This is a genomic window from Gardnerella sp. 2492, from assembly GCF_050320365.1.
GTDB lineage: Bacteria > Actinomycetota > Actinomycetes > Actinomycetales > Bifidobacteriaceae > Bifidobacterium.
In genome coordinates this window covers 91,070-115,458 of the sequence record NZ_CP186952.1, presented here as the reverse complement: position 1 = coordinate 115,458, position 24,389 = coordinate 91,070, and the positions used below count along the sequence as shown (strand labels likewise).

The window sequence follows — 24,389 nt, the reverse complement described above, 5'->3', positions numbered from 1 at the left end:
AAAGTAATTAAAATACTTTTAAATCAAGAAAGTTCAGAAATCATTCTATCTACAGTAGTAAGCAGCGAGCGAACACCAGCCTCAAATTTCTCAGTTTCAGGTAGAAGAGAAAGAGCCAAATACCCACTTACTGGCATATCAAAATAGTATCCAGGCTGTGACACTAGCGCATAATCTTTCATAAGCCTAATTGATAAATCATCATCATCAAGGCATGAAGGTACACGCAGGAGAATATTCCATCCGCCTTCCGCTCTAAGTGCGCTAACGCAACAGCATGGCCAACTTGCTAATATTTCACGCAAAATCCGCAAATTATTTCTGGTTCGATTAAGAACAATATTAGTTTGCTCGTTTGCGTAGCCTAAAAGTTCAGGAATTCTATCTGCTACAGTAGAACCAATCGGCAAAAAGTCATCTGCAATAACATCAAGACGCTTTTTTGCTTCATCTACTAGAAGATTAGGTCCAGATATTTCAATCCAACCAACTTTTGCGTGAGGAGCAGCTAGCATTTTAGAGAATCCATCAAGCGCAAAAACAAGCGTTGATTCTTCTCCAGCTAAACGCTTGTTACCAGTAAAAGGTTCAAGACTATAAGCGTAAAACACTTCATCAGAAATAATTGCAACTTGATTTTTTGCGCACAGTTTTAACAGTTCCGCTCTCTCCTGCGGCTTTATATAAGATCCAGTTGGATTATTCGGATTAATTAACACAAGAGCACGAATTCTATTACTTGAATCCTCTAAAAGTTCACGCACTTTAACTAAATCTATAGTCCAGGATCCGTCATATCTAAGCGGATAATTAATAGTTTTTACGCATTGCAATCGCGCTATAGATTCTATTAATGGGTATCCTGGGGTTGGTGCTAGCACAGCATCTTCAGCATCGCAAAGAAGCATCATTAACCATGCGTAAGCTTGGGATGTTGAAGAAAGAACATATAAATTATCAGGATTAAGAAGCGCAGCAGAATTATTGCTACTACTGCCACGATTATCTCGATTGTTAATATAATCTGCAAGTAGTTTACGCACTTCCTTCGGTCCACGCGGATCAGCAACATATTTAGAACTCAAACATTTTGGTGCAAGTCCGTGAGAAGTAGGATTAGAATCATTAAGTTTTGTAAGCTTTATACCGCGCGACACAGCTTCGCGCTGAGCCAGAATAATAGGATTTGGCTCGCTAACATCAACTCGAGAAGAAAAACGCACCTAACTACACTATCTCATAGTCGATACGAGTAGGTTTTCTTAAAAATTAACGTTTTTAAAAAAATTTATTATCTAATATAAGAGTGCGCTAGGCGAGGAATAGAATCATCTCACCTAGCGCACTTTACTTCTGCGTAGCGCTCATCTTCTTTATTATCAACTACGCAGGGTCACCTTACTTCTCCCGTTGTTGCATCGCGTAATAGGCTGCACCAATAATACCAGCCTCATTGTGTAGCGAAGCAACTACTATAGGAGTCTTAATATCGATATGTGGCAAGAACTTTTCACTTACTCGGCTCACGCCACCGCCAACAACGAACAAATCTGGGTTGAAGTACTTTTCCATCAAACCGTAGTACTTAGTCAAACGCTTAGCCCACTTCTTATAACCCATATCCAACTTTTCGCGAACTGAAGAAGCAGCATACTTTTCAGCATCACCTTTACCTTTTTCAAGTTGAATATGACCTAGCTCAGTATTTGGAATAAGAACACCGTTATAAATCAAAGCAGTGCCAATACCTGTTCCAAGAGTCGTTGCAATAACTAAACCATCTTTATCTTTTGCAGCACCAAAATGCTGTTCTGCTAAACCAGCTGCATCGGCATCGTTAACAACAGTTACAGGCCTGCCGCAAGCTTCACTGAATACTTCAGTAACGTCTACACCAATCCAAGACTGATCAAGATTTGCCATAAACTCTAGCTTCTTACCAGGCTTGATTGGAGCTGGGAAAGCAATACCAACTGGAACATCTGGAGTAACGTTAAAATGTTCCAACTGCTGACGAACAATATCAGCAACAGCCTGAGGCGTAGAAACTGCAGGAGTAAGAATCTTATAACGTGGCTCAGCGAACTCACCCTTCTCCAAATTTACCGGTGCAGCTTTGATACCAGAACCACCAATATCAACACCAAACGCTTGTGCTGTGTCAATCATCGTTAACACTCTCCTCTGAATGCGGACAATGGAATATCACGTCCATTCTATCGTATTATTTACACGACACGCTTAAAAATTATGCTATGAGACTATTAGCTAGTCTAAAGCAAATTCAAAAGCTGAACGTTTAAATCATAACTTTAAACCATAGCTACATACAAACTTCGAACAGAAAACTATTTCAAAGTAGGCATAGGTTTCCATGAACCATCATGCAAAATTTTTCTAGAAGCAAGCCAGCCAGTAAACAACTTACGAATACCAGAAAAAATATGCTCACGATCAACTGCAAACAAGCGAATAATTTCCTTCGCAGCAGTTAAAGCAGTACCAATCGCAAACATAAACGGTCGAAAATCGCCATGAACCATAAAATAGCGCGCCATAAAACCACGATTTCTCATAATATGGTAACGATTCATGTCAGAAGTAGAATTTAATTGACGAACGCCAGCAATATCCCAATTAGGAATATCACGCGTACGTCGAAGAATAATATCTGGAATAACAATTGGATTCGTTACTTTACTAGCAAGATACCCATAAGTAGTATCATCCCAATAAATAAAGTAACGAGAATCAGGAAAACCAATTTTCTCAACAATATCGCGACGAATCAAACCACCCTCGAAGCACATCGTATTCATAACACGATATCCACAACGACCAAATTTGGCCGGAGCAATAGGATTAGGAATACCAAGAGGAACCAAAAAATCATACTGCCAGTAGAAATTACCACCGTCATAATCTAAACGGCTACCTTGAATAACCGCGTGACGCTTAGTCCAAGGTGCAAGACGTTCAATAGCTTCAGGAACAGTTTCAACATCATCGTCCATAACCCAAAACCATTTGGCACCAAGCTCATAAGCTTTCTTAACACCAGCACTAAAACCGCCAGCTCCGCCAAGATTTTCAGACTGAGGAGCATAAACAACGTGCGATTGATTTCCTTCAGAATCTTTTTCAGCTTTTCCCCAACGAGCAGTTAAAGCATCTTCCAAGCCATGCACCATACTGCGAGTTTCATCACTCTGCTCATTGTCGACAACAACAATACGCCAAGGGCATTCGTTTAAGCATTCAAAAGAATGGAATAAATGTTCCAATAATTCTTGACGCTTATAAGTGACCACAACAACAGCCAACTTATCAATAGTATTTACACTAGTATTCTTCAATTTACCCATATTGCTCATACTGGTATTCTCGCACTTACCCTCGCCACCATAACACATAAAAGAATCAGCACGTCACGAAAACTTCACAATGTTCTTAGCTTGAGATAAAAAAGAATAGTAGTTTCAGGGAAGGTGAAAATCCTTACTGGCGGTAACGAAACATAGCATTACAAGCATTTTCGAAGCCCGCGAGCGGCATACAAGCTGCTGATTCGGTTCAATTCCGAAGCCAACGGTTACAGTCCGGATGAAAGAAACGGAGACCCACCATGGGAATTTCGCATACTCATAATCATCAAACAAACGCCAATAACACTCAATGGTCAAGCGAAAAAATTGCGAAATATGCGCTATTTGTAGCACTTTCAATGGCAGTAAGCTTCATAGAATTCCCGCTTATTCCAGACTTTTCATTCCTAAAATACGATCCTTCTGGAATCGTGTGTCTTGTAGCAGGATTCGCATACGGACCGGCTGCAGCAGCAATCGTAAGCATACTCGGTTTTGCACCTCACCTCTTTACTAATCCACTCGGAACCGTGATGGCCGTACTCGTATCTTTAGGAGCTAGCGTTACAGCAGCAATCGTATACAAAAAAATGCATACCAAAAAAGGCGCAATCATTGCACTTTCGGCAGGCTCTATTGTTGCTATTGCGCTCGCAATAGCAGGAAATCTTGTTATTACTCCTCTTTACGCTCACATGACTGTTTCGCAGGTTGTGGCTCTTATTATTCCAGCACTGCTACCGTTTAATATTATTAAACTTGCGCTTCACGTTGTAGTAACAATGCTTGTTTATAAACCAGTTTCTAAACTACTTCACCACAGCAAGTAAATCTTATAAACGGCATAAACTATGCAAAATACCAGCACAAGCAGTAGTATGAACGAAACTCAAAATTGCGCAGTTGAAAACAATACTCTAGTAGTGTTGCGAAATATTTGCTTCAGCTACGATGATGGAAAAACTTGGACACTTAACAATCTAAGTCTTACAATTCGCTCCGGCGAACGCGTAGCGATTGTGGGAAAAAACGGTTCTGGCAAATCAACGCTGGCAAAAATTATTGCCGGTTTAACAGCTCCGGATAGCGGCTATGTTAAATTGTGCGGCGAAAAAGTTTTTGAAAATACTACTGCTTATGCTGACGCTTACAAAAATGCGCGAAAATTTATTGGCGCTCTGTTCCAAAGACCAGAAGATCAGATTGTTACTACTGTTACTGAAGATGATGTTGCTTTTGGACTGGAAAATTTAAACGTAGAACAGCATAAAATGCGAAAACTTGTTAACAATGCTTTAGAAGCTGTTCACATGCAAAATCATAGACTTTCTAACCCGAGTCTTATGAGTGGCGGACAAATGCAGAAAGTTGCTTTAGCAGGATCTATTGCAATGCAGTCAAAGCTACTTGTGCTAGACGAGCCTACTTCTATGCTCGACTCTAAATCTCGCGAAAACGTTGACACATTATTTGACGATTTGCATAAAAGCGGCACGAGTATTGTGCAGATTACACATAGAATTGACGAATGCCAGAATGCAGATCGCATACTTCTGCTAGAAAATGGGGGGCTTCACGAAATTTGTTTAGAAAAACTGGAATCATATTCCAACAATTCTAAATATAGTTTTTCAAAAAAAGCGCAGGAAAATATTAATAATTATGCGAAGCAAAACGCAAGTATAAGCGATAGCACACATACAAATAAAGCAATTTCAATATCACACTTAACAGTTAAATACGATGATAAATCTCCAGCTGTAATTAACGACTATTCACTTGATGTAAATGAAGGTGAAATAGTTGCAATAATGGGCGAAAACGGCTGTGGAAAATCCACTCTTGCGAAAGCTTTGTGCGGATTATTAAAAGCAGAATCTGGTTCTATAAGCGTAGAAAAAATACCTGTTAGTGAAAAAACTTCTAAAAAGAATCGGCAAAACTTACGCAAAACTATTGGCTACGTTATGCAGCTTCCAGAACAGCAACTTTTTGCAGAAACTGTACGCGAAGATGTTGCTTACGGTCCTAAAAATTTTGGGATAAAAGGAGACGCCCTTAAAGAACGTGTAGATGAAACGTTGAGACTGCTTAATCTTGAAAATTTGGCAGAAAAATCTCCTTTTTCTCTTTCCGGCGGACAACAGCGTCTTGTAGCAATAGCGGGCGTTCTTGCTTTTAGACCGCGAGTACTTGTGCTTGATGAACCAACAGCAGGATTAGATTTTGAAGCATCGTTGCGCATTCTAGAAATTCTTCGAACTCTTAATAATCAAGGCGTAACAATAGTTATGATTACGCATAATCTTCAAGAAGCAAAATCTTTAGGAGCAAGATTAGTAACACTAAAGGCAAACAAAAGTGAAAGTTTAGAAGATAAAAATAAATCATCACAAGAAACGATTAAACAGGAAGAAACTTCGCAAGAAAAATCAACCTCACTACTTAGCTCTTTTGATCCCAGAATAACACTTATATCCTGCTTTATGCTCATGCTAAGCGCTTTTAGCATCACTCATTACACGCAGTTAGCTGTTCTTGCTTTTGCCACACTGTGTCTAATTATTGTCGCAAAAATACAATTCATAAAACTAATTTCTTCACTACACATGCTTATTGCAATATTTACTTTTTCGGGATTGCTTAATATTCTTGCCGTTCGCACAGGCAAAATACTTTATAAACTTGGGCCGATTATTGTAACTTACGACGGAATTAATTGCGCAATACTATTTGCCACAAGATTCTCGCTTGTAATTATTATTGGCGCAATATTAGTTATGACAATAAGCCCAACAGTACTAACCGAAGCTTGCACGTCTTTACTGTCGCCGCTTAAAACTATTGGAGTGCCAACGCAGGAAATATCGCTTATTATGAGCCTAGCATTGAGATTTTTACCAACGCTTTCTAACGAGGCAGTAGAAGTTGCGCACGCTCAAACCGCTAGAGGTGGAAGCATACGGGACGGCTCAATTTGCAAACGGATTCACGCAATATCTTCGCTTATTGTTCCTGCTTTTGCAGGCATTATTCGCCACTCAGAAACACTTTCTTTAGCACTTGACACTCGCTGCTACACACCAAGCGCAACAAGGTCTCATTTGCACACGTTAAAAGTTAGCGCAAAAGACGTGCTGCTATTAGTTATGGCCGTTGGTTTTGTTAGCGCGATTATTACGTTCGGAATATTACGTTTCTATTAGCAATATGCAACAATTCGCAATATACTGTATAATCCGTTAAGCACTTGTGTAACTTATGCAATAACTTTTGCGTTATAAGACTTGCATTTGAAAGGACGCCTTATGGCATTGACAAAGAAGCAGATTAAGCAGCTTCGCGCGCTAGCTAATACGCTTAGCCCACTTTTATACGTTGGCAAGAACGATATTACTGATGCAGCTGTGAAGCAGGCAGACGAAACCATGCAGTACCACGAACTCATGAAATGCGCTGTGCAAGATGGTTCCGGATTAAGCGCTAAAGAAGCAGCTGAAACTCTTTCTCAAAAGCTCGGCGCTGAAATCGTGCAAGTAATAGGCAATCGTTTTGTACTTTTCCGCGTCTCAACTCGTGAAGATGTTGATCACATTATGCTCGTGCGCGAATAAAACTCTCTTAAAAAAAAAATAGTAATACTGCATTAAATGGCTTCTTAAAATTCTAAGGAGCCTTTTAATTATTGACTTTATTTATTGTCATCGTATTTATGAAGAATGTTGCGGATTTGAGATAAGCGCTGAGTAAGCTCATGCTCGTAGCCGCGATTCGACGGCTGATAGTATTCGCGACCAACTAGCTCATCTGGCATATATTGCTGAGATGCTACAGCATCAGGATAATCGTGAGCGTACTTGTACCCGTCGTGATTGCCCCAACTTTTCATCAAAGCAGTTGGAGCGTTACGCAAATGAAGAGGCACTTGACCGATATTTCCATCATCAACATCTTGCAAAGCCTTATTAATAGCGTTATAACTTGCGTTTGATTTAGGAGCAGTTGCTACAGCAATCACAGCTTCAGAAAGAATAATGCGCGCTTCTGGCATTCCGATTAAAGCAACAGCTTGAGCTGCAGCAACAGTTACTTGTAAAATTTGCGGAGCAGCCATACCAACTTCTTCGGCAGCAGCAATCATAATTCGCCTTGCAATAAAACGCGGGTCTTCCCCAGCTCTAAGCATTCGCGCTAAATAATGCAAAGAAGCGTCAACATCACTTCCGCGCATTGACTTAATAAAAGCAGAAATCACATCGTAATGATCATCGCCATCTTTGTCGTAGCGAACTGTAGTAGTATCCATTACGTTAGAAACAATATCGGCAGTAATAACAGGCTTCTTTTTGCCATGCTGCAACGCAACATCTCCTGTTACTGCTCCTGCAGCCGCCTCTAAAATAGTGAGAGTTTTGCGAGCATCTCCCCCGCTTAAACGAATAATAGAATCAATAGCGTCATCGTCGATTTTAAGCTGATTATTAAGACCGTTTTCGCTAGTTAGTGCGCGTTCTATAAGGGTATGCAAATCTTCTACGCTAAGAGACTCAAGTTTAACAACTACTGATCTGCTAAGCAGCGGCTTAATGATTGAAAAGCTTGGGTTTTCAGTAGTAGCTCCAATAAAAGTTACGTCGCGATTTTCAACGCTTGGAAGCAAAGCATCTTGCTGAGATTTAGAAAAACGGTGAACTTCGTCAATAAAAAGTACTGTTTCTTGACCTTTGCTCACTAAACGCTCATGCGCTCGATCTAGCACAGCACGAACATCTTTAACGCCAGAAGTTACAGCAGAAAGCTCTTCAAACACTCGACCAGACTGTCTAGCCACAATATAAGCGAGCGTAGTTTTACCGACTCCTGGAGGACCAAACAACACAACAGAACTTGGAGCAGTAAGAGAACCTTTAGATTGCGGATTTGCAAGCCTGCGCAAAGGCGAACCATCTTTTAACGCATGCGACTGCCCCAACACATCTTCAATACTGCTCGGTCGCATACGAACTGCCAAAGGACGCGTTACATCACTTGGTGCGCTACTTGCTGCAAATAAATCTTGCTCCATAAATACCAGCTTACACTACATATAGAACAAACGTTCGATTGCATTCTGCTTCTACTTCTGTGTTCTGCGTTCTGTTAGCACATTTTTAAAAATCACACGTGCGAAACCTGATAATCGAAGAACACAACTTCGCCTTCATCTTGCGTTGCATCCAAATCAACAACGCCAGTAATAGCCCAATTATGATCTCCGTCTGAATCGTCAATGATCTGCCGAACTTTCCACGAATGTTCACTCTTCTCAAGCGAATCATCCAAAATAAACAAGTCTCCACTTCGAGCCTTGGCGTCTATTCCAACATACTCGTGCTCATCGTAATAGTCGTCAAGCACATCATTCCACTCGTGAACGCCGTAGCCCCAAGCCTTGTCAAGCTCCCCTAAAGTATCCGCATCTTCCAAATCCATAAGCTGCACACGACGGAACATTGCGTTTCTAATCAACACAATAAGACCGCGACGATCCTCAACTACAGACTCAGAAGTTGAAGGCGCAGCCATAGTTACAGCGCTAGCTTCAGCATCCGATCCTCCTGCACTTTCCCACTCGTCAACAAGACTTGAATCAATAGAGCGAACAACAAGACGAAGCCACGAAATAATGTCACGCAATTCTTCGTTAAGCATGTCTTCTGGCACAGTGCGAGCAAGCGAACGATAAGCGTCCGAAAGGTAACGAAGAAGCGTTCCCTCACTTCTAGCAATGCCATAACGAGAAATGTATCCAGTAAAATCAGAGGCGGTTTCAACCATGTCTCGAAGTACAGATTTAGGCTTTAACCAGTAGTCGTTTGCCCACGGAACATCCTTACGATACTGCGCAAAAGCAGGAGCTAGCAAATCTTCCAAAGGCTTAGGATAGCTAACTTCAGCTAAGCGTTCCATGCGCTCCTCGTAATCAATGCCATCATCCTTCATACCAGCCATCGCAGCATCGCGAGCCTTACGCTCTTGCGCACGAAGCACAGGCTTAGGGTCATCTAAAGTTGATTCAACCATAGAAATTACGTCAAGCGCATAGCTTTCAGATTCTGGGTCTAGAAGTTCCAAAGCTGCGAGTAAGAACGGAGAAAGCGGCTGATCTAGCGCAAAGCCCTCTGGCATAGCAACATCAAGATCATAATCACAAGAACCATCCGAAAGCTCTCTACATTCAATGACTTGAGTATCGAGCAAAGTTTGGAAAATATCGTCGCAACGCTCAAGCAATTTTTCTTTATCTTGCGGCTTTTGTGCGCTATCTTCAATAAGTTTTTCAACGCGCGCTCTAGCATCCCCACCTTGCGTAACTTCGTTCAAGATCATTGAGTGCGTTACAACCATGTGAGGATTCAAAGTTTCTGGAGCGCTTTCAATAAGCTTAGTAAACGTTGGCTCGCCCCAAACAACAAAGCCTTCTGGAGCCTTCTTACGTTTAACTTTTTTAAGCTTCTTAGGATCATTTCCAGCTTTTGCAACAGCGCGCGCATTCTCAATCTCGAACTCTGGAGCCTCTGCAACTACTAAGCCCTCAGTATCGAATCCCATTCTGCCTGCACGTCCTGCAATTTGATGAAACTCGCGAGCGCGAAGCTTTCTACTACGGTTCCCGTCAAACTTTGTAAGAGCTGTAAGCACAACCGAGTGAATTGGCACGTTAATACCAACTCCGAGAGTGTCAGTTCCGCAAATAACTGGTAGAAGCCCTTGCTGAGCGAGCTGTTCGACAAGCCTACGGTAGCGCGGAAGCATACCAGCATGATGAACGCCGACGCCAGTGCGCAGTAGCCTTTGCAAAATTTTGCCGAAGCCTGTAGTAAATTTAGTTCCTTTAATTGCTTGAGCAATTTTGTCTCGCTGCTCTTTGCTTGAAACTCCCGTACTAGCGAGCGCTTGCGCTGTTTCCAAAGCTGCGTCTTGCGAAAAATGAACTACGTAGATTGGCGTTAAACCCTTGTTAAATAAGAGTTCTACAGTTGTGGCAAGCGGCTTATCTGTGTACTCGTATTCAAGCGGTATTGGTCTTGGCGCGTCTGCAATAATATCAACGCTTCTTTTTGTTGATTTTTCTAAGCGTTCCGCAATATCCGATACGTCTCCAAGAGTTGCGCTCATAAGTAAGAATTGCGTATTTGGAAGCGTAAGTAGAGGCACTTGCCAAGCCCATCCGCGCTCTGGATCGCCATAGTAATGAAATTCGTCCATTGCAACGCAATCAACTTCAGCATTTGCGCCTTCACGTAAGGCTTGATTTGCTAAGATTTCCGCCGTGCAGCAGATTATTGGAGCATCCGCATTAATATGCGAGTCGCCTGTAATCATGCCAACGTTGTCACGCCCAAAAATAGCTACTAAATCGAAGAATTTTTCGGATACAAGAGCTTTAATTGGCGCAGTATAGTAGGAGCGTCTGCCGGTGGCGAGTGCCGCAAAATGCATACCGAGCGCGACAAGCGACTTTCCAGAACCTGTTGGAGTGTTTAAAATAACATGGTCTCCTGCAAGTAAATCCATAACGGATTCTTCTTGATGCGGCCACAAATCTACATGCTTGTTATCTTTAACCCAATCAACAAATGCCTGAAAAATCTCATCTTCGCTAGCATGATGCAAATCAAAAGCTAACTCGCCCAAACCAGCCATATACGCTCCTACTTTACTTAAGCTTTACTCGTGACTTTAATCGCAAATTTATTTGCGATTTATTTGTGATTAACCTGCGACTTTACTTGCGCTTCTTCTTATCTCGTACTTTTACTGAGATTTGAATAGGAGTTCCCTCGAATCCAAACTCTTCTCGAAGAGAACGCTCAATAAAGCGACGATAACCGTGCTCTAAGAAGCCAGTTGTGAATATTACAAAACGCGGTGGGCGCGTAGAAGCTTGCGTGGCAAACAAGATTCGCGCCTGCTTTCCGCCTCGCAAAGGATGCGGATGAGCAGACTGAATACGCCCTAAGAAAGCGTTGAGCTTGCCTGTAGGAATACGCTTATCCCAGCTGTCTAAAGCTGTTCGCATAGCGCGCGCAAGACGATTCGTATGCCATCCTGTTTTTGCAGAAAGGTTCACACGCTCAGCCCAAGTAACGCGCTCAAACTCAGTTTTCCACAAGCGTTCCATGCGCTGTCTGGAAAATTCGTCCATCAAATCCCACTTGTTAAACACAAGTACGATTGCGCGACCAGCGTCCACAGCCTGGCTCATAACTTTCAAATCCTGCTCTGCAATCGGCTGGGAAGAATCGAAAAGAATCAAAGCAAGTTCCGAGCGTTCAATCGCAGCTTGCGTACGAAGTGAAGAATAGTATTCAGCACCCGTAAGCTTATGCTGCCTGCGCTTAATACCAGCAGTGTCAATAAACAGCCAGTCTTCTCCATCAACTCGCACAACCTCATCAACAGGGTCTCGAGTAGTTCCAGCCAAATCGTTCACAACAGAACGTTCTTCGTGAGCTAAATGATTCAAAAGCGAAGACTTGCCAACGTTTGGACGGCCTACTAAAGCAACTCTGCGAAGTCCTTCTGGAGTTAAGAATCCTGAAGTTTTATTCGCTTTCTTTAAAGAGTTAAGAGCCGCGTCAAGCAAATCTCCAACGCCTCTTCCGTGCATTGCAGAAATTCCGTAAGGCTCACCCATTCCGAGCTTCCAAAACTCTGCAGTCAAATACTCGCTTCTAGCGTCGTCAACTTTGTTAACTGCCAAAGTAATAGGCTTACCTGCAGCGCGAAGCATTGAAACAATACGCTCGTCGGTAGCCGTTAAGCCAACTTGGCCATCTACTAGGAAAATCACAGCATCGCTTAAACGCACTGCTACTTGCGCTTGCTGAGCAATAGAAGAATCAATCCCTTCAACATCTGCTTCCCAGCCACCAGTGTCAACCAGCTTAAAGTTGGTTCCGGCCCACTCAGCGTCGTAGCTTACGCGATCTCTAGTAACACCTGGAGTATCTTCTACAACAGCAACTCTGTGACCTAAAATACGATTTACAAGCGTTGATTTTCCAACGTTTGGTCGACCTATAACGGCAATTACTCCAACAGCTTTAGAATCTTTCGTATTGTCTTGACTTACTTCGTCGCCTCGAAGAAGCGCACGATCTTCATCGTCAAGATCGTAGCCTTCAAGATTAGCAGCATAGCGGTCGTACTCATCCTGCTCAATCGCAGCATCAACCATTTCAACAAGAGCGTCAAGAGTCTGCTCAAAAGTCAAATCAGAATTATCGAGAGTTGTAACGCCGTCTGCCGCTTGAAGAAAATGCGTAACTTTAGAATCTTTAGCGTCACGAGCGCGAATATCATCTTCTTCAGATTCATTATTCTTAGATTCATTATTTTGCAAATTTTCTTGCGCAATATCCTGCTTGTTTCTGCGAGCTTGACGCACTTCCTCACGAGCAGTAAGAAGCACGCGAACTTGTGCATTAGGAGCCACAACAGTAGTGGTATCGCGGCCTTCTGCAACTATTCCTTCTCCGCCTGAGAAAGAATCTTCACTAGACTCTGAAGCAATATACGCACGCTGAGCAGCAATAAGCATACGGCGAACTGCAGGAATTGAAGATACAGTAGACACATGCGAAGAAACTTCTCCAGAACGCAATTCTTCGCTAATATCCTCACCTTCGACAGTTACTACAGGATTTTTAGGATCAACGCTAAAATCAGCGTCACTTTCAGTGAACAAAGCTCCAACGGCTTCAACAATTTGATTAAAACGTTCAGTATCCGCTGGGTTTACAGGATTTCCTTCTTCGTCTAATTCAAGCTGAGTGCTTAAATCAATACCTTGTTTCAAGCACCACCAAGCAGCAGCTCGATACATTGCCCCCGTATCTAAATACGCAAAACCATAGTATTGCGCTAAAGCACGAGAAGTAGAAGATTTACCTACTCCTGCTGGTCCATCAATTGCTACGCAAATCACAGGCCAACCTCCTTAGAAAGCGAGCGCACTTCTGTTTGAGAAAGCACTCGATACGATCCAGCTTTTAAGTCACCCAATTTAATAGGGCCAATTTGCGTACGAACAAGACGCTTTACAGGGTATCCTACTGCTCCAAAAATTCTTCGCACAATACGATTCTTACCAGAGTGCAACACAACTTTTACAATAGTTGCATCGTGATTCTGGTCGATTATTGCGCAGCGATCGAGCTTAATCCAACCGTCTTCAAGATTTACACCTTGCGAAACCAAGCGTCTGCAAACCAAACCGTTGATCTTTCCTTCAACAGTTGCAATATAAGTTTTCTCAACTTCATACTTTGGGTGCATAACATGTTGGCTTAGCTCACCATCGTTGGTCATTAAAATAAGACCTTCAGAATCGTAATCCAAACGTCCCATGTGGAAAATTCGCTCGTATTTGTCTCCAACAATGTCTCTTAAAGTGAAACGCCCTTTTGGATCGTCCATTGCGCTAAGAACACGCTTAGGCTTATTCAAAGCAAGAGTTACTAATTTCGTATTAAATTTCACTCTAGAACCATCAACACGCACTTTTTGGCGTTTTGGATCTACTCTAGTACCAAGTGTTGTAACCAATTCGTCGTCTACTTCAACACGCCCATCTAGAATAATCTCTTCACATTTGCGTCTTGAACCAAATCCCGCTTCAGCAAGCAGCTTCTGCAGTCGAATGGCGTTGTTGTCATCTGAATGCGCCTGATTGGCGCGGGAATATGCGTTTGGCATCGTTCTCCCAACGTGACCTAAAGAATTATCAAACAATTATTCGCACTAATTAATAAAACTACAGCGCTAAATAATCGACAATTCATTATTTTTAAACTAATTACTGTGCGGCTTTTTATAAAATTTGTGAAAATTTGAAAATCACCGCAACTATTTATGTTACCGTATGGCATGGCCGTGATAGTATAACAAACGTAATTTTTAATAAAATTGTATAACAATGTGTTATTACGCATGTATTGAGGAATCTAATATGACAGATACATCTTCACAAGGGTTGCAGAATAATGCAAAACCTACTTTTCCGCTCATTCTACGAATTGCAATAGAATTTGCCGCAAGCTTCTTCGCGATGCTAGTAATATACGCAGTTTCTATATTCTTTAATTCAATTCAAGGCCCAAATATTATTACTGATACTGCTACTATTCTTGTAACTGGTCTTGCTTATTCTTGTGCAATTTCTGCTTTTATAAGATTACACAGCAGTCATGTAAACCCTGCTGTAACAATAGCAGCAATGCTTACCGGAAAAACGAAATATTTAGACGGATTATTCTATATAATTGCACAATTCGTTGGTGCTTTTGCTGCAGCTTTTACTATTCCATTGATTACTCCAAAAGTTGGTTTAAAAGATATGAAAATGTCTGACTGGTATTTAGCTGCAACGAACAGTTACAATGTTTCTTTCCCATTTTCAAAATTCCACTTCCAATATAATTTAACGTTTACGGTTATATCGGCTCTTGTGATTGAAACTATTGCAACTGTAATTGTTGTTGCTACTGCAATAAACAATATGGACGAAAATGGCAAAGCTAAGAAAGGCTATGTTGGGTATATTGGTGTTGCTTATGTTGTAGCAGCTTTGCTAACATACTACGCAACTAATGTTGGCTTGAATCCTGCTAGATCAACTGCTGTAGCAGTTTTAGCTAATCCAAAATCTTCTATAACTCCTCCTCTTAACCAACTTTGGGTATTCTTTGTTGCACCAATTTTCGCTGCAGCAATTGTAGGCTTCATAGCTTTGGCAGGAAAACTCATAATTCTTGCAGCAGAAAAAGCAAATCATACTTCTGCACACAAACTTAATTCTCATAAACGCAGCAGCAAGTTTGAATTGTTGAATAGTTCTGAAGAATCAGATTCAAGTAATGAAAGTAATGAAACTGACGATGAAGAAACCCTCGACACATTAAGCAAATAAAATAATTAAATAAAATGCGCATATGAGTGCGTTAGCTTAACATAATGCTGATGCACTCATACCATGAATATTATTGATAGATAAGTTCCGAGCAAACCGATCCCAAGAAAAATACTCAGTATAGAGTCAAAAAGTACAGAACGCACTTTCCACGGACTGCGTTTGCGAAGTATTAATCGCATTAAACCTAAAGCAATAGCCGTCACAGAAATAATAATTGTGGCGGCTTTTGTATGCCCAAAAAATGCTAAGACAGCAGATACGCATACTATAAGTGCTACAATCCACTCAGCATAAGGCTTACCCTCGCGTTTTTCTGACACATAAGGATGCTCTGTTTTATTAGATTCAATCTGCTTTTCACTCTTAGTCATACTTGTATCATACCTGCTTCGCAATAACTAGATAATAAGACATAAATTCTTTTAGGACATAACGCAGAAGATGCAGCGCTTGAAGTTATCACAAACGCTGCATCTTCAGGATATTTACTTACTTAATGATTTACGGATTTAGTGGAAGAAGTGGCGAGTGCCGGTAGTGTACATCGTTACGCCGGCTGCACGAGCAGCTTCAAACACTTCCTCATCGCGAATAGATCCACCAGGCTGTACAATTGCGCGAACGCCAGCTTCAATAAGAATCTGCGGACCGTCGGCAAATGGGAAGAATGCGTCGGAAGCCGCAACAGCTCCACGAGCACGCTCAACACCATCAGCCAAAGTATTCGCACGCTCAACAGCCAAATGGCATGAATCTACGCGATTTACCTGGCCCATACCAATGCCAACAGTAGCATTATCGTGCGCAAGCAAAATGGCGTTAGACTTTACGCAACGAAGTGAGCGCCAAGCAAACTCTAAATCGCGCAAAGTATCAGCATCTGCAGGATTTCCAGAAACAAGAGTCCAATTAGCAGGATCGTCACCAAAGTCGTCAATTTTATCTGCCGACTGCACTAGCGCACCACCGTCAATAGGATGCACTTGCAAATCCAAAACTGGCGGATTTGCAACCTTTAAAATACGAAGATTCTTTTTCTTAGTGCGAAGCAATTCCAAAGCTTCAGGCTCGTAGTCTGGAGCAACAATAACTTCCGTGAAAATTGGACGCACGCTTTCTGCCATTTCCAAAGTTACTGTAGTATTTGCAGCAATCACACCACCGTAAGCACTTACAGGATCGCAAGCGTGAGCTTTTTTATGCGCTTCTGCAGCAGTTTCCCCAATCGCCAATCCGCAAGGATTATTATGCTTGCAAACAGCAACTGCAATTTGCGGAGCAAAATCCCATACTGCACGCCAAGCAGCATCAGCATCAACATAATTGTTGTAACTCATAGGTTTTCCGCCAAGAAGTTCAGCTTGAGCTAAACCACCCTTATGCAAAGGATCCACGTACAATCCGGCCTGCTGGTGTGGGTTTTCGCCGTAACGAAGCTCATGCTCCAAATGCCAAGTTCGCGTGTAGTCTGCTGGAAGCAACACAGTTTCAGCATTTTTAGACTCGTCTTCAACAACGTTTGTATTCAAGATTTCCGGCTTTGGCCAAGATTTTTGAGTCCACTGAGATATTGCAGCATCGTAAGCTGCAGTATGCTCAAAAGCTTTATCGGCAAGATATTCTCGTTCTTGCAAACTAAATCCTTCGCCGGAAGCCACACGATCTGCTAAAAGCTGGTAATCTGCAGGATCAGTAATAACTGCAACAGAATTATGATTTTTAGCGGCAGCTCTGATCATAGAAGGTCCACCAATATCAATCTTCTCAATAATTGCGTCACTATCAGCACCGCTCATAACAGTGTCAACAAACGGATAAAGGTTTACTACTACAGCATCAAATGGCTTTATGTTTAAATCTTCAAGCTGCTTTACATGATCAGCATTATTCATATCTGCAAGAATTCCAGCATGAATATGCGGATCTAAAGTCTTCACCCTTCCATCAAGACTTTCCGGAAAGCCGGTAACGTCAGAAACTTCAGTAACAGCAACACCAAGCTGCGTAAGTCGAGCAGCTGTAGAGCCTGTAGAAACTACTTCAGTGCCAGCTTTTACAAAAGCTTCAGCTAGCGGCTCCAAACCATCTTTACAAAATACTGAAACCAGTACTCTATTAATCGACCTCTTACCTGTGGTTATCAGCACATCTGCATCTGCTTCTTGCTTATGTATCTGTTGCACGACGGTCACGCCCTTCCTTGATTTAGGTGAGGATTATTTTGTTACTATCTGCGAGGTCACCGTTCTAGGAGAAGATTGATTCGCAGATAAAGGTGGTTTCTTTTCTGTAATTGTTTTATTAGATTCTACATTTGGATTATTTTTATAAGACTTACGTCTCGTTATAAGAACGAAATACAAGTGTCTAATAAACCATACTGCAAGGCAAGATACAAGCACAGCAATCCATGCAATAGCACAAGCAAATAATGTTAAATGTCCTACTGCTCTAGTGCTATCAATAGCATCTACACCTATTGATGAAAGTCTTAAAGTTCCAAGAGCTCCATTAACTATGGAGAAAAATATGCTCATAATAACAGTAAGAACAGCTGAAATACCTACCAGCGTAAGAGCTGCACGAGAAAAATCAATAGACATCTCTTTTATGTCTAAACGCTCATCACTACCTTTAATCCTTAGGTTGCAGAAACGTTTATGAACTAGAACAATAATCATCAATATGACACACACTGAAGGAACAATATTGATGCTAATAATCCTGTACAAATTATCTTTAATTGGTTCAGGAAACACACCGAATACTGGTATAGGAGGTAAAACTTTTTTGAAAACACTTACCATAGTAAATTTGGCAACAGTTCCAATATGGAATCCTGCTCCACAAATCCACGAAAACGCCCACATAGCAATGTTCGGAAGCCATACCAGGCAAGCTAAAGTAGTTAATATTCTAGAACCAGTTTGCATACCAATTTTATTGTAATAAACTTCTACAGTTCCAGAACCAAAGAAGGACCATACAATAACAGTAATAACAGCAACACAAGCATAAAGCGAAAGCAACACCACTGTTGAAATTCGAACTACACGCATACTATGCAATATCCACTCAGGAAGATAATGCTTAATACGTTCATGCAAAATATTAGACAAAGAACTCTTTGGATATACTGCAAATATTAGCGCGACAACATAAAATATAGCGCTTTTAGTAACAATTATGGAGAAAGAGTCAGTAAAAATAGCGTTCGTATGTTGAGAAAGAATAGCATTCGCTAGTATCCAACATACGAAGCCAGTTGAGTATGATAGTACACTATCTTGGAATCTACGAATAAGTGATATTAGAAGAAGCAGTAATAGAAGCGTTAAACCTAAAGGAATTATAGTTAATACGCAATTTCCGATAGACAGACCAACACCTTGCGAGAATATTAGAACAGCCCATGTCATAGACATTGAAGAATCGGAAAGATTTCCAGTTCCCTCTTCAATAGACACCACAAGAAGAGTAAGAGAAAGAAAAAGACCAACTGATAAAGCAAATATGAATAATGCTACAAGAGGAGCTGCAATACCGCGGACAATATTAAGCGAAAACGACTTTAACTTATCCATACCAACCCCCTCTTTCATATTACTTACGTCAATAATTAATAATACTAAAATTTTTATTTTAAATTTTTAGAACTAGCATATGCGATTATTTAATATCATACGGTAGAAACGTAATATGGCATTAATAGTTATGCTGGCATTGTTGTTAAACTACTGCAATGATACTCACTTAAATCACTCATACCATTTATGCCAGTAAGTTCCATAACAAATTCAAAGCCTGCGACTTTTGCTTTAGATCTTTCAATAAGTTTTGCTGCAGCCTTAGCAGTACCACCTGTAGCTATAAGATCATCTACAATAAGCACTCGTTGACCAGGTTTAATAATACCTTTTTCAATCTCAACACTGGCTTTACCATATTCCAGATCGTATGATTCACTAACAACTTCTGGAGGTAATTTACCAGCTTTACGAATAGCAACAAAACCCTTTTTTAATCTAGATGCTAAAACTGGTCCAAATAAGAAACCTCTTGCTTCAAGACCAGCAATAATATCTATATCGTCAGCTTGTACTGGCAACGCATCTACTAAAGCTTCGATTAAAATACTAAAACCGCGAGCATCTGCAAAAACAGGTATAAAATCTCTAAAAGTAATCTCTGGGTTAGGAAAACCTGGAATTGTACGAATAAGCGAAACGAGATATTCTCTATCCTCTAAATTTACGTTTTGCAAAGGCTTTATAGTAATATCTTTTGTTTTCATAGTACCAAGTATTCTTTTCTCCAAAAGGATTACATATTTTACTAGAAAAGAGAGCAGTCAAGTCGTAACATTTTTTGCGCTACTCCTTGACTGCTATCACTACTATTTATTTATTTTCTGTACTAGCACTAGATTCTACTGTTTTCGAAGAATCTTCAACTTCTTTAGCATCCGTATCAGATTTGCTTTCAGAAGCTTTTTCAGCGGCTTCAGCTTCTTCATCACTGATAAACGCTGGACGAATATAAGTTCTGTTTACTGCGCGGAATGAAACACGAAGAAGTGATCCTTCTGAATCAATAACAATTTCTTCGTATTTTGCGTCTACGCTAACAACTTTGCCAATAATGCCACCAATTGTGATTACTTCCGTTCCTGCTTCCAATGAATCATGGAATGAACGCATCTCATTTTGGCGCTTTTTAGCGTTACGAGACTGGAACCACATCATAGCGACCATGAATACGATTAGGATGATTAGCATACCATATTGGCTAAGAACTTGGGGCACGATACACTCCTTAAATATCCAACCACAGGACAGTCGAAATGCTGCCCAAAATCATCATTTTATGCTATCTCGCTGACATTGTCAGGAGGGTTTATTCCTAAATGTTTCCATGCTTTATTAGTTGCCACACGACCTTTAGGAGTTCTTATTAAGAAACCTTCACGAACCAAATACGGCTCGCATACTGTTTCAACAGTTTCAGCTTCCTCTCCAACCATGGCAGCTAAATTACTAAGTCCTACAGGGCCGCCATTAAATTGTTTAACTATTGCTTTAAGAACAGCAATATCAAGCCTATCAAGACCTAAAGTATCAATCTGGTATAACGCTAAAGCATTAACAACATCTTCACGAGAAACTAAAGACAGTTCGTGAACAATAGCCCAATCTCGCACTCGTCTTAGCAAACGGTTTGCAATACGTGGTGTTCCTCTTGAGCGTAAGGATAATTCTTTAGCAGCTTGATCAGCAAGATTGACTCCAAGAACTTTAGCAGAACGCTCAACGAGCTTTTCTAACTCTTCGTGAGGATAAAAATCAAGATGAGCTGTAAAACCAAAACGAGCACGCAGCGGAGAAGGAAGCATGCCCTCACGAGTAGTAGCTCCAATAACAGTAAAACGAGGAAGAGTTAATGGTATAGATGAAGCACCAGGGCCTTTACCAACCATAACATCAACTCGAAAATCTTCCATAGCAATATAAAGCAACTCTTCTGCAGCTCTAGGCAAACGATGAATCTCATCAATAAAAAGAACTTCACCAGTATCAAGCGCACTTAATATAGAAGCTAAATCTCCAGCATGCTGAATAGCAGGTCCAGAAGTAATCCTAATAGAAACACCAAGCTCATTAGCAACAATCATTGCAAGCGTTGTCTTACCAAGTCCTGGAGGGCCAGCGAGAAGCATGTGGTCAGGAGGAACGTCACGCTTTTTAGCAGCATCAAGAAAAAGCTGAAGTTGAGCTTTAAGAAGAGGCTGTCCTATAAATCCGTCCAAAGCATGAGGGCGTAATTCTTCGTCACTTAACTGCTCATTAGCTAAAGGAGAAGAAGAAACCATGCGCAACGAGTCTTCCGCAGCACCAGTATTTACTGCAGGAAAAGTACTCATACTGTCAACTGATAAATTATCCATATCATCCCCATAAATCATAATTCATCACACTATTTTCCTCTATCAAGAGCAGTTAAAGCCATCCTCAACACTTTAGGAACATCAGATTCTGATATCGGCAATGCAATATCGTAACGTTCACACACCGAGTTCACTGCATATTGCGCATCACTTTGCTTCCAACCAAGAGACATAAGACCATCAACAATAGATTGCATAGAAGAATCTACAGCATTACGGCGAGAAGTTGAATCAGAATCATGCATTGAATCAATATCAATAGAGCCTTTAAGCTCTAAAATAATTTTTTGCGCGCCTTTTTTACCCAAGCCAGGAGCAGAAGAAAGCTCGCTAATATTACCCTCTTCAATAGCCTTCAAAAGACGATCAACATTAAGTGTAGAAAGCAAAGAAAGCGCAACTTTCGGACCTATTCCACTTACTTTTTGAACTTGCAAAAACATTTTCTTTGCAGATTGACTAGTAAATCCATACAAAGTTAAAGAATCTTGAGAGACCTGCAAAGAAGTATAAACCGTAACTTCCTGTCCATCTCTTAAAGAAGAAAGATCAGTTGAAGGCATATAAGTTTCGTATCCTATACCTGAAACAGCAATAAGCGCAGCGTGAGCGTCAACAGACACTACTTTCCCAACCAGCATACCTATCACAAGCACTCACCTTCTTCCTAACTCAACTTGCAAATAAACCAACAATACACTCGAAAACTAATCTATTTATGCGCTACAAAACAAACATAAATAGAACAGATGTTCTATAAGTATCCTACATTCCTCGAGAGACAGATTTATTTGTGCGAGCCGCGCGTTGAGCTAAAGCCCACTGCTTTTGAGCTGAGGTTAAATGCTGCTCGCGCTCACCACCTTGCAAAGCACCTTCTGGTCGAAGAGCATGACAAATTGCTTGAGCTAAAGCATCTGCAGCATCTGCAGGAGTAGGCAAAACATTAAGACCAAGCAAACGCGCAACCATGCGTTCCACTTGCATTTTATCCGCTTTTCCGTTCCCAGCAACAGCAAGTTTAACTTCAGTAGGAGTATGCAAAGCAACAGGAATGCTATGCTGAGCTGCAGCAAGCATAGCAAGTCCTGCAACTTGAGCAGTACCTAGAACAGTATTTCGATTTTCTTGCGCAAAAACTCGCTCTACAGAAACAACATCCGGAGAAAACCGCTCAATTTTTTTGACTAAACCGTTATATATAGAAAGAAGACGCAAATCCTGCGAAACGTCAGGATCACTACGTAATACATCGACGTGAATAAAAGAAAGCCGACGTGAAACGCCGGCTTCAATCACGCCGACCCCGCAACGCGTAAGCCCGGGATCAACGCCAAAAATCATCATAGGAGATTATTCGTCTTCCTCAAGCTTAGCCATCACCTCGTCGGAAGCAGTCCAGTTGCTATAAATATTCTGAACGTCATCGAGGTCATCGAGATTATCAATCAAACGAGAAACCTTCTGAGCATCTTCAAAACTCAACTCAACTTCGTTATTTGGATGCATAATAACGTCAGCAGAATCGTAGTCGAAACCAGCTTCCTGCAAAGCCTTACGAACTGTAACCAAATCGCTAGAATTAGTGTAAACGGAGTAAACGTCTCCGTCATCAACAACATCTTCAGCACCAGCTTCAGCAGCAACATCAAAAAGCTTATCGTAATCAACGCCTTCAGATGGAACTTCAATCAAACCCTTACGTTCGAAGTTAAAGCTCACAGAACCACTTGTAGCCAAAGAGCCATTACCCTTAGTAAGAGTTGAACGTACATCAGCAGCAGCACGATTACGGTTATCTGTAAGGCACTCGATAATCAAGCCAACACCTGCAGGAGCGTAACCTTCGTAGACAATCTCCTCATAGTTAGCGCCGCCAGCTTCTTCACCAGAGCCACGCTTTACAGCGCGCTTGATGTTATCGGCAGGCATAGAAGCTTTCTTAGCTTTTACGATGGCATCGTACAATGTAGGATTACCATCAGGATCACCACCGCCCAAACGAGCAGCAATTTCAATGTTCTTAATAAGCTTGGCAAAAAGCTTGCCGCGCTTTGCGTCTATAGCGGCCTTCTTGTGCTTTGTAGTCGCCCACTTGGAATGACCTGACATGATACTCCTAAAACGTACAGTTAATCAAACGAAACGATTTTATTGCGCTTTCAAGACAAATTTACTCACTTATACGATTAAGGCTTTTTTTGACTTCAAAAATTCTCTGGAAAACGGTAATAATACCGCCAATAGCAAGCAAAATCATAGAAAGACTTAACCAAAAAAGTTGATTTGTAAGACCAACAAGTCCCATAGATACAAGGATCACAGCTACGCGATCTGCGCGAGTGATTAAACCTTTTTTAGGATCGACATTTATTGACTGCCCTCTAGCGCGAGTGTATGAAGTTACGAAAGCTCCCATAAGAGCAATCAAACAACTTAACAATCCTACGTATTTTATTATGTTTCCATTAAAAGTTGGAATCCAAGTGCACATTTCTTTTTCGTGAGCTTTATACAAGCATATGCACACTGATATAAATAAAGACCAGTCCGCAATACGATCAAGAGTTGAGTCAAGAAATGCACCAAATTTAGTACCGCCTGTTGTTAAAGCAGCAACAGAACCATCTAAACTGTCTGCAAGCACAAAAATAGTTAAAAATATAGTACCAATAACAAACTGTTTACTAAAAGCAGTAGCAAAAGCAATAATAACTACTGCTACCGTGCCAACAATTGTTATTGAATTAGCAGTTACGCCTAGTCGCACTAGGAATTTTGCAATTGGAGAAATAGCACGTTTAAATCCACTGCGTAATGATTCCAGCATTGAATTCAACCTTCCTAGCGTAACTAAACAAATAAGGCTTGTGTTTAATAAACAATCCCATACTAACCAAGCGACTGTAAGAAGATACAAGCACCGTTAAAAACTCAGTCAACAAACTGAGAAAATAACGGTAAATAGCAAAACACCGTTAAAAACTCAGTCAACAAACTGAGAAAATAACGGTGTAGCGATTTATATATAAAAAAGCCCGCACAACGCTAAGAAGTGTGGGCTTTTTATTTACGGATTCAGCTTACATTTAGTTTTAGGTTAGCTAGATTACCACCTAGC

General features: G+C 41.0%; 21 protein-coding genes and 1 riboswitch. Of the genes, 4 read left to right on the top strand and 17 right to left on the bottom strand.

The features are described 5' to 3' along the window. Nucleotides 1–23: 23 nt before the first annotated feature. From ACPFYS_RS00390 to ACPFYS_RS00380, 3 genes are all read right to left on the bottom strand, one after another. Nucleotides 24–1,223: a pyridoxal phosphate-dependent aminotransferase gene (locus tag ACPFYS_RS00390; protein ID WP_427876843.1), complete on the bottom strand. Its 1,200-nt coding sequence runs from the start codon at nt 1,221–1,223 to the stop codon at nt 24–26. Nucleotides 1,224–1,398: 175 nt separating this feature from the next. Then, a complete protein-coding gene (ppgK, locus tag ACPFYS_RS00385) occupies nt 1,399–2,169 on the bottom strand; it encodes a polyphosphate--glucose phosphotransferase (protein ID WP_427876841.1) in 771 nt (256 codons plus the stop codon). 179 nt (nt 2,170–2,348) lie between these two features. Then, nucleotides 2,349–3,374, bottom strand: coding sequence for a glycosyltransferase family 2 protein (locus tag ACPFYS_RS00380; protein ID WP_427876839.1), 1,026 nt, complete (start codon nt 3,372–3,374; stop codon nt 2,349–2,351). Nucleotides 3,375–3,471: 97 nt separating this feature from the next. Then, nucleotides 3,472–3,619, top strand: a riboswitch (FMN riboswitch). Between the two features lie 6 nt (nt 3,620–3,625). On the opposite strand from ACPFYS_RS00380, the gene ACPFYS_RS00375 reads away from it, so the two are divergent. From ACPFYS_RS00375 to ACPFYS_RS00365, 3 genes are all read left to right on the top strand, one after another. Further along, on the top strand, nt 3,626–4,195 hold the full coding sequence (locus ACPFYS_RS00375; RefSeq protein WP_427876837.1) for an ECF transporter S component: 570 nt from the start codon (nt 3,626–3,628) through the stop codon (nt 4,193–4,195). 48 nt (nt 4,196–4,243) lie between these two features. Continuing rightward, nucleotides 4,244–6,571 (top strand): energy-coupling factor transporter ATPase, encoded by a 2,328-nt coding sequence (locus ACPFYS_RS00370; protein WP_427876836.1) that lies wholly within the window; start codon nt 4,244–4,246, stop codon nt 6,569–6,571. Nucleotides 6,572–6,673: 102 nt separating this feature from the next. Continuing rightward, entirely contained in the window at nt 6,674–6,979 is a 306-nt protein-coding gene (locus ACPFYS_RS00365; protein ID WP_427876834.1) for a YhbY family RNA-binding protein, read from the top strand. Between the two features lie 77 nt (nt 6,980–7,056). Here the strand turns inward: ACPFYS_RS00365 and ACPFYS_RS00360 are convergent, their stop codons facing one another. From ACPFYS_RS00360 to ACPFYS_RS00345, 4 genes are all read right to left on the bottom strand, one after another. Beyond that, nucleotides 7,057–8,430: a replication-associated recombination protein A gene (locus ACPFYS_RS00360; protein ID WP_427876832.1), complete on the bottom strand. Its 1,374-nt coding sequence runs from the start codon at nt 8,428–8,430 to the stop codon at nt 7,057–7,059. Nucleotides 8,431–8,522: 92 nt separating this feature from the next. Then, a complete protein-coding gene (locus ACPFYS_RS00355; protein ID WP_427876830.1) occupies nt 8,523–11,051 on the bottom strand; it encodes a DEAD/DEAH box helicase in 2,529 nt (842 codons plus the stop codon). Between the two features lie 82 nt (nt 11,052–11,133). Next, a complete protein-coding gene (gene der, locus ACPFYS_RS00350) occupies nt 11,134–13,338 on the bottom strand; it encodes a bifunctional cytidylate kinase/GTPase Der (protein WP_427876828.1) in 2,205 nt (734 codons plus the stop codon). Continuing rightward, a complete protein-coding gene (locus tag ACPFYS_RS00345; RefSeq protein ID WP_427876826.1) occupies nt 13,335–14,108 on the bottom strand; it encodes a pseudouridine synthase in 774 nt (257 codons plus the stop codon). The genes der and ACPFYS_RS00345 overlap by 4 nt, the downstream gene beginning before the upstream one ends. A gap of 253 nt (nt 14,109–14,361) precedes the next feature. Between ACPFYS_RS00345 and ACPFYS_RS00340 the strand changes: the two genes are divergently transcribed. Further along, nucleotides 14,362–15,321: an MIP/aquaporin family protein gene (locus ACPFYS_RS00340; RefSeq protein WP_427876824.1), complete on the top strand. Its 960-nt coding sequence runs from the start codon at nt 14,362–14,364 to the stop codon at nt 15,319–15,321. A gap of 56 nt (nt 15,322–15,377) precedes the next feature. On the opposite strand, the gene ACPFYS_RS00335 is transcribed toward ACPFYS_RS00340, so the two are convergent. From ACPFYS_RS00335 to ACPFYS_RS00290, 10 genes are all read right to left on the bottom strand, one after another. Beyond that, nucleotides 15,378–15,695, bottom strand: a complete 318-nt coding sequence (locus ACPFYS_RS00335) for a DUF3017 domain-containing protein (protein ID WP_427876822.1) — start codon at nt 15,693–15,695, stop codon at nt 15,378–15,380. A gap of 138 nt (nt 15,696–15,833) precedes the next feature. After that, a complete protein-coding gene (purH, locus tag ACPFYS_RS00330; protein ID WP_427896808.1) occupies nt 15,834–17,507 on the bottom strand; it encodes a bifunctional phosphoribosylaminoimidazolecarboxamide formyltransferase/IMP cyclohydrolase in 1,674 nt (557 codons plus the stop codon). Between the two features lie 33 nt (nt 17,508–17,540). Then, nucleotides 17,541–18,908 carry a DUF6350 family protein gene (locus ACPFYS_RS00325; protein ID WP_427876820.1) on the bottom strand — a complete coding sequence of 456 codons (1,368 nt, stop codon included), beginning with the start codon at nt 18,906–18,908 and terminating at the stop codon, nt 17,541–17,543. Between the two features lie 128 nt (nt 18,909–19,036). Next, nucleotides 19,037–19,618 (bottom strand): adenine phosphoribosyltransferase, encoded by a 582-nt coding sequence (locus tag ACPFYS_RS00320; RefSeq protein WP_427876818.1) that lies wholly within the window; start codon nt 19,616–19,618, stop codon nt 19,037–19,039. Nucleotides 19,619–19,724: 106 nt separating this feature from the next. Continuing rightward, a complete protein-coding gene (yajC, locus tag ACPFYS_RS00315; RefSeq protein WP_427876816.1) occupies nt 19,725–20,129 on the bottom strand; it encodes a preprotein translocase subunit YajC in 405 nt (134 codons plus the stop codon). Between the two features lie 59 nt (nt 20,130–20,188). Continuing rightward, nucleotides 20,189–21,244 carry a Holliday junction branch migration DNA helicase RuvB gene (gene ruvB, locus ACPFYS_RS00310; protein ID WP_427877690.1) on the bottom strand — a complete coding sequence of 352 codons (1,056 nt, stop codon included), beginning with the start codon at nt 21,242–21,244 and terminating at the stop codon, nt 20,189–20,191. Nucleotides 21,245–21,297: 53 nt separating this feature from the next. After that, the gene (gene ruvA / locus ACPFYS_RS00305) at nt 21,298–21,918 is read right to left on the bottom strand and encodes a Holliday junction branch migration protein RuvA (protein ID WP_427876814.1); all 621 of its coding nucleotides are present in this window, start codon (nt 21,916–21,918) and stop codon (nt 21,298–21,300) included. 115 nt (nt 21,919–22,033) lie between these two features. Continuing rightward, nucleotides 22,034–22,615 (bottom strand): crossover junction endodeoxyribonuclease RuvC, encoded by a 582-nt coding sequence (ruvC, locus tag ACPFYS_RS00300; protein ID WP_427876813.1) that lies wholly within the window; start codon nt 22,613–22,615, stop codon nt 22,034–22,036. 6 nt (nt 22,616–22,621) lie between these two features. Next, a complete protein-coding gene (locus ACPFYS_RS00295) occupies nt 22,622–23,380 on the bottom strand; it encodes a YebC/PmpR family DNA-binding transcriptional regulator (protein WP_427876811.1) in 759 nt (252 codons plus the stop codon). 61 nt (nt 23,381–23,441) lie between these two features. After that, nucleotides 23,442–24,098, bottom strand: coding sequence for a CDP-alcohol phosphatidyltransferase family protein (locus ACPFYS_RS00290; RefSeq protein WP_427896783.1), 657 nt, complete (start codon nt 24,096–24,098; stop codon nt 23,442–23,444). Between the last annotated feature and the right edge of the window lie 291 nt (nt 24,099–24,389).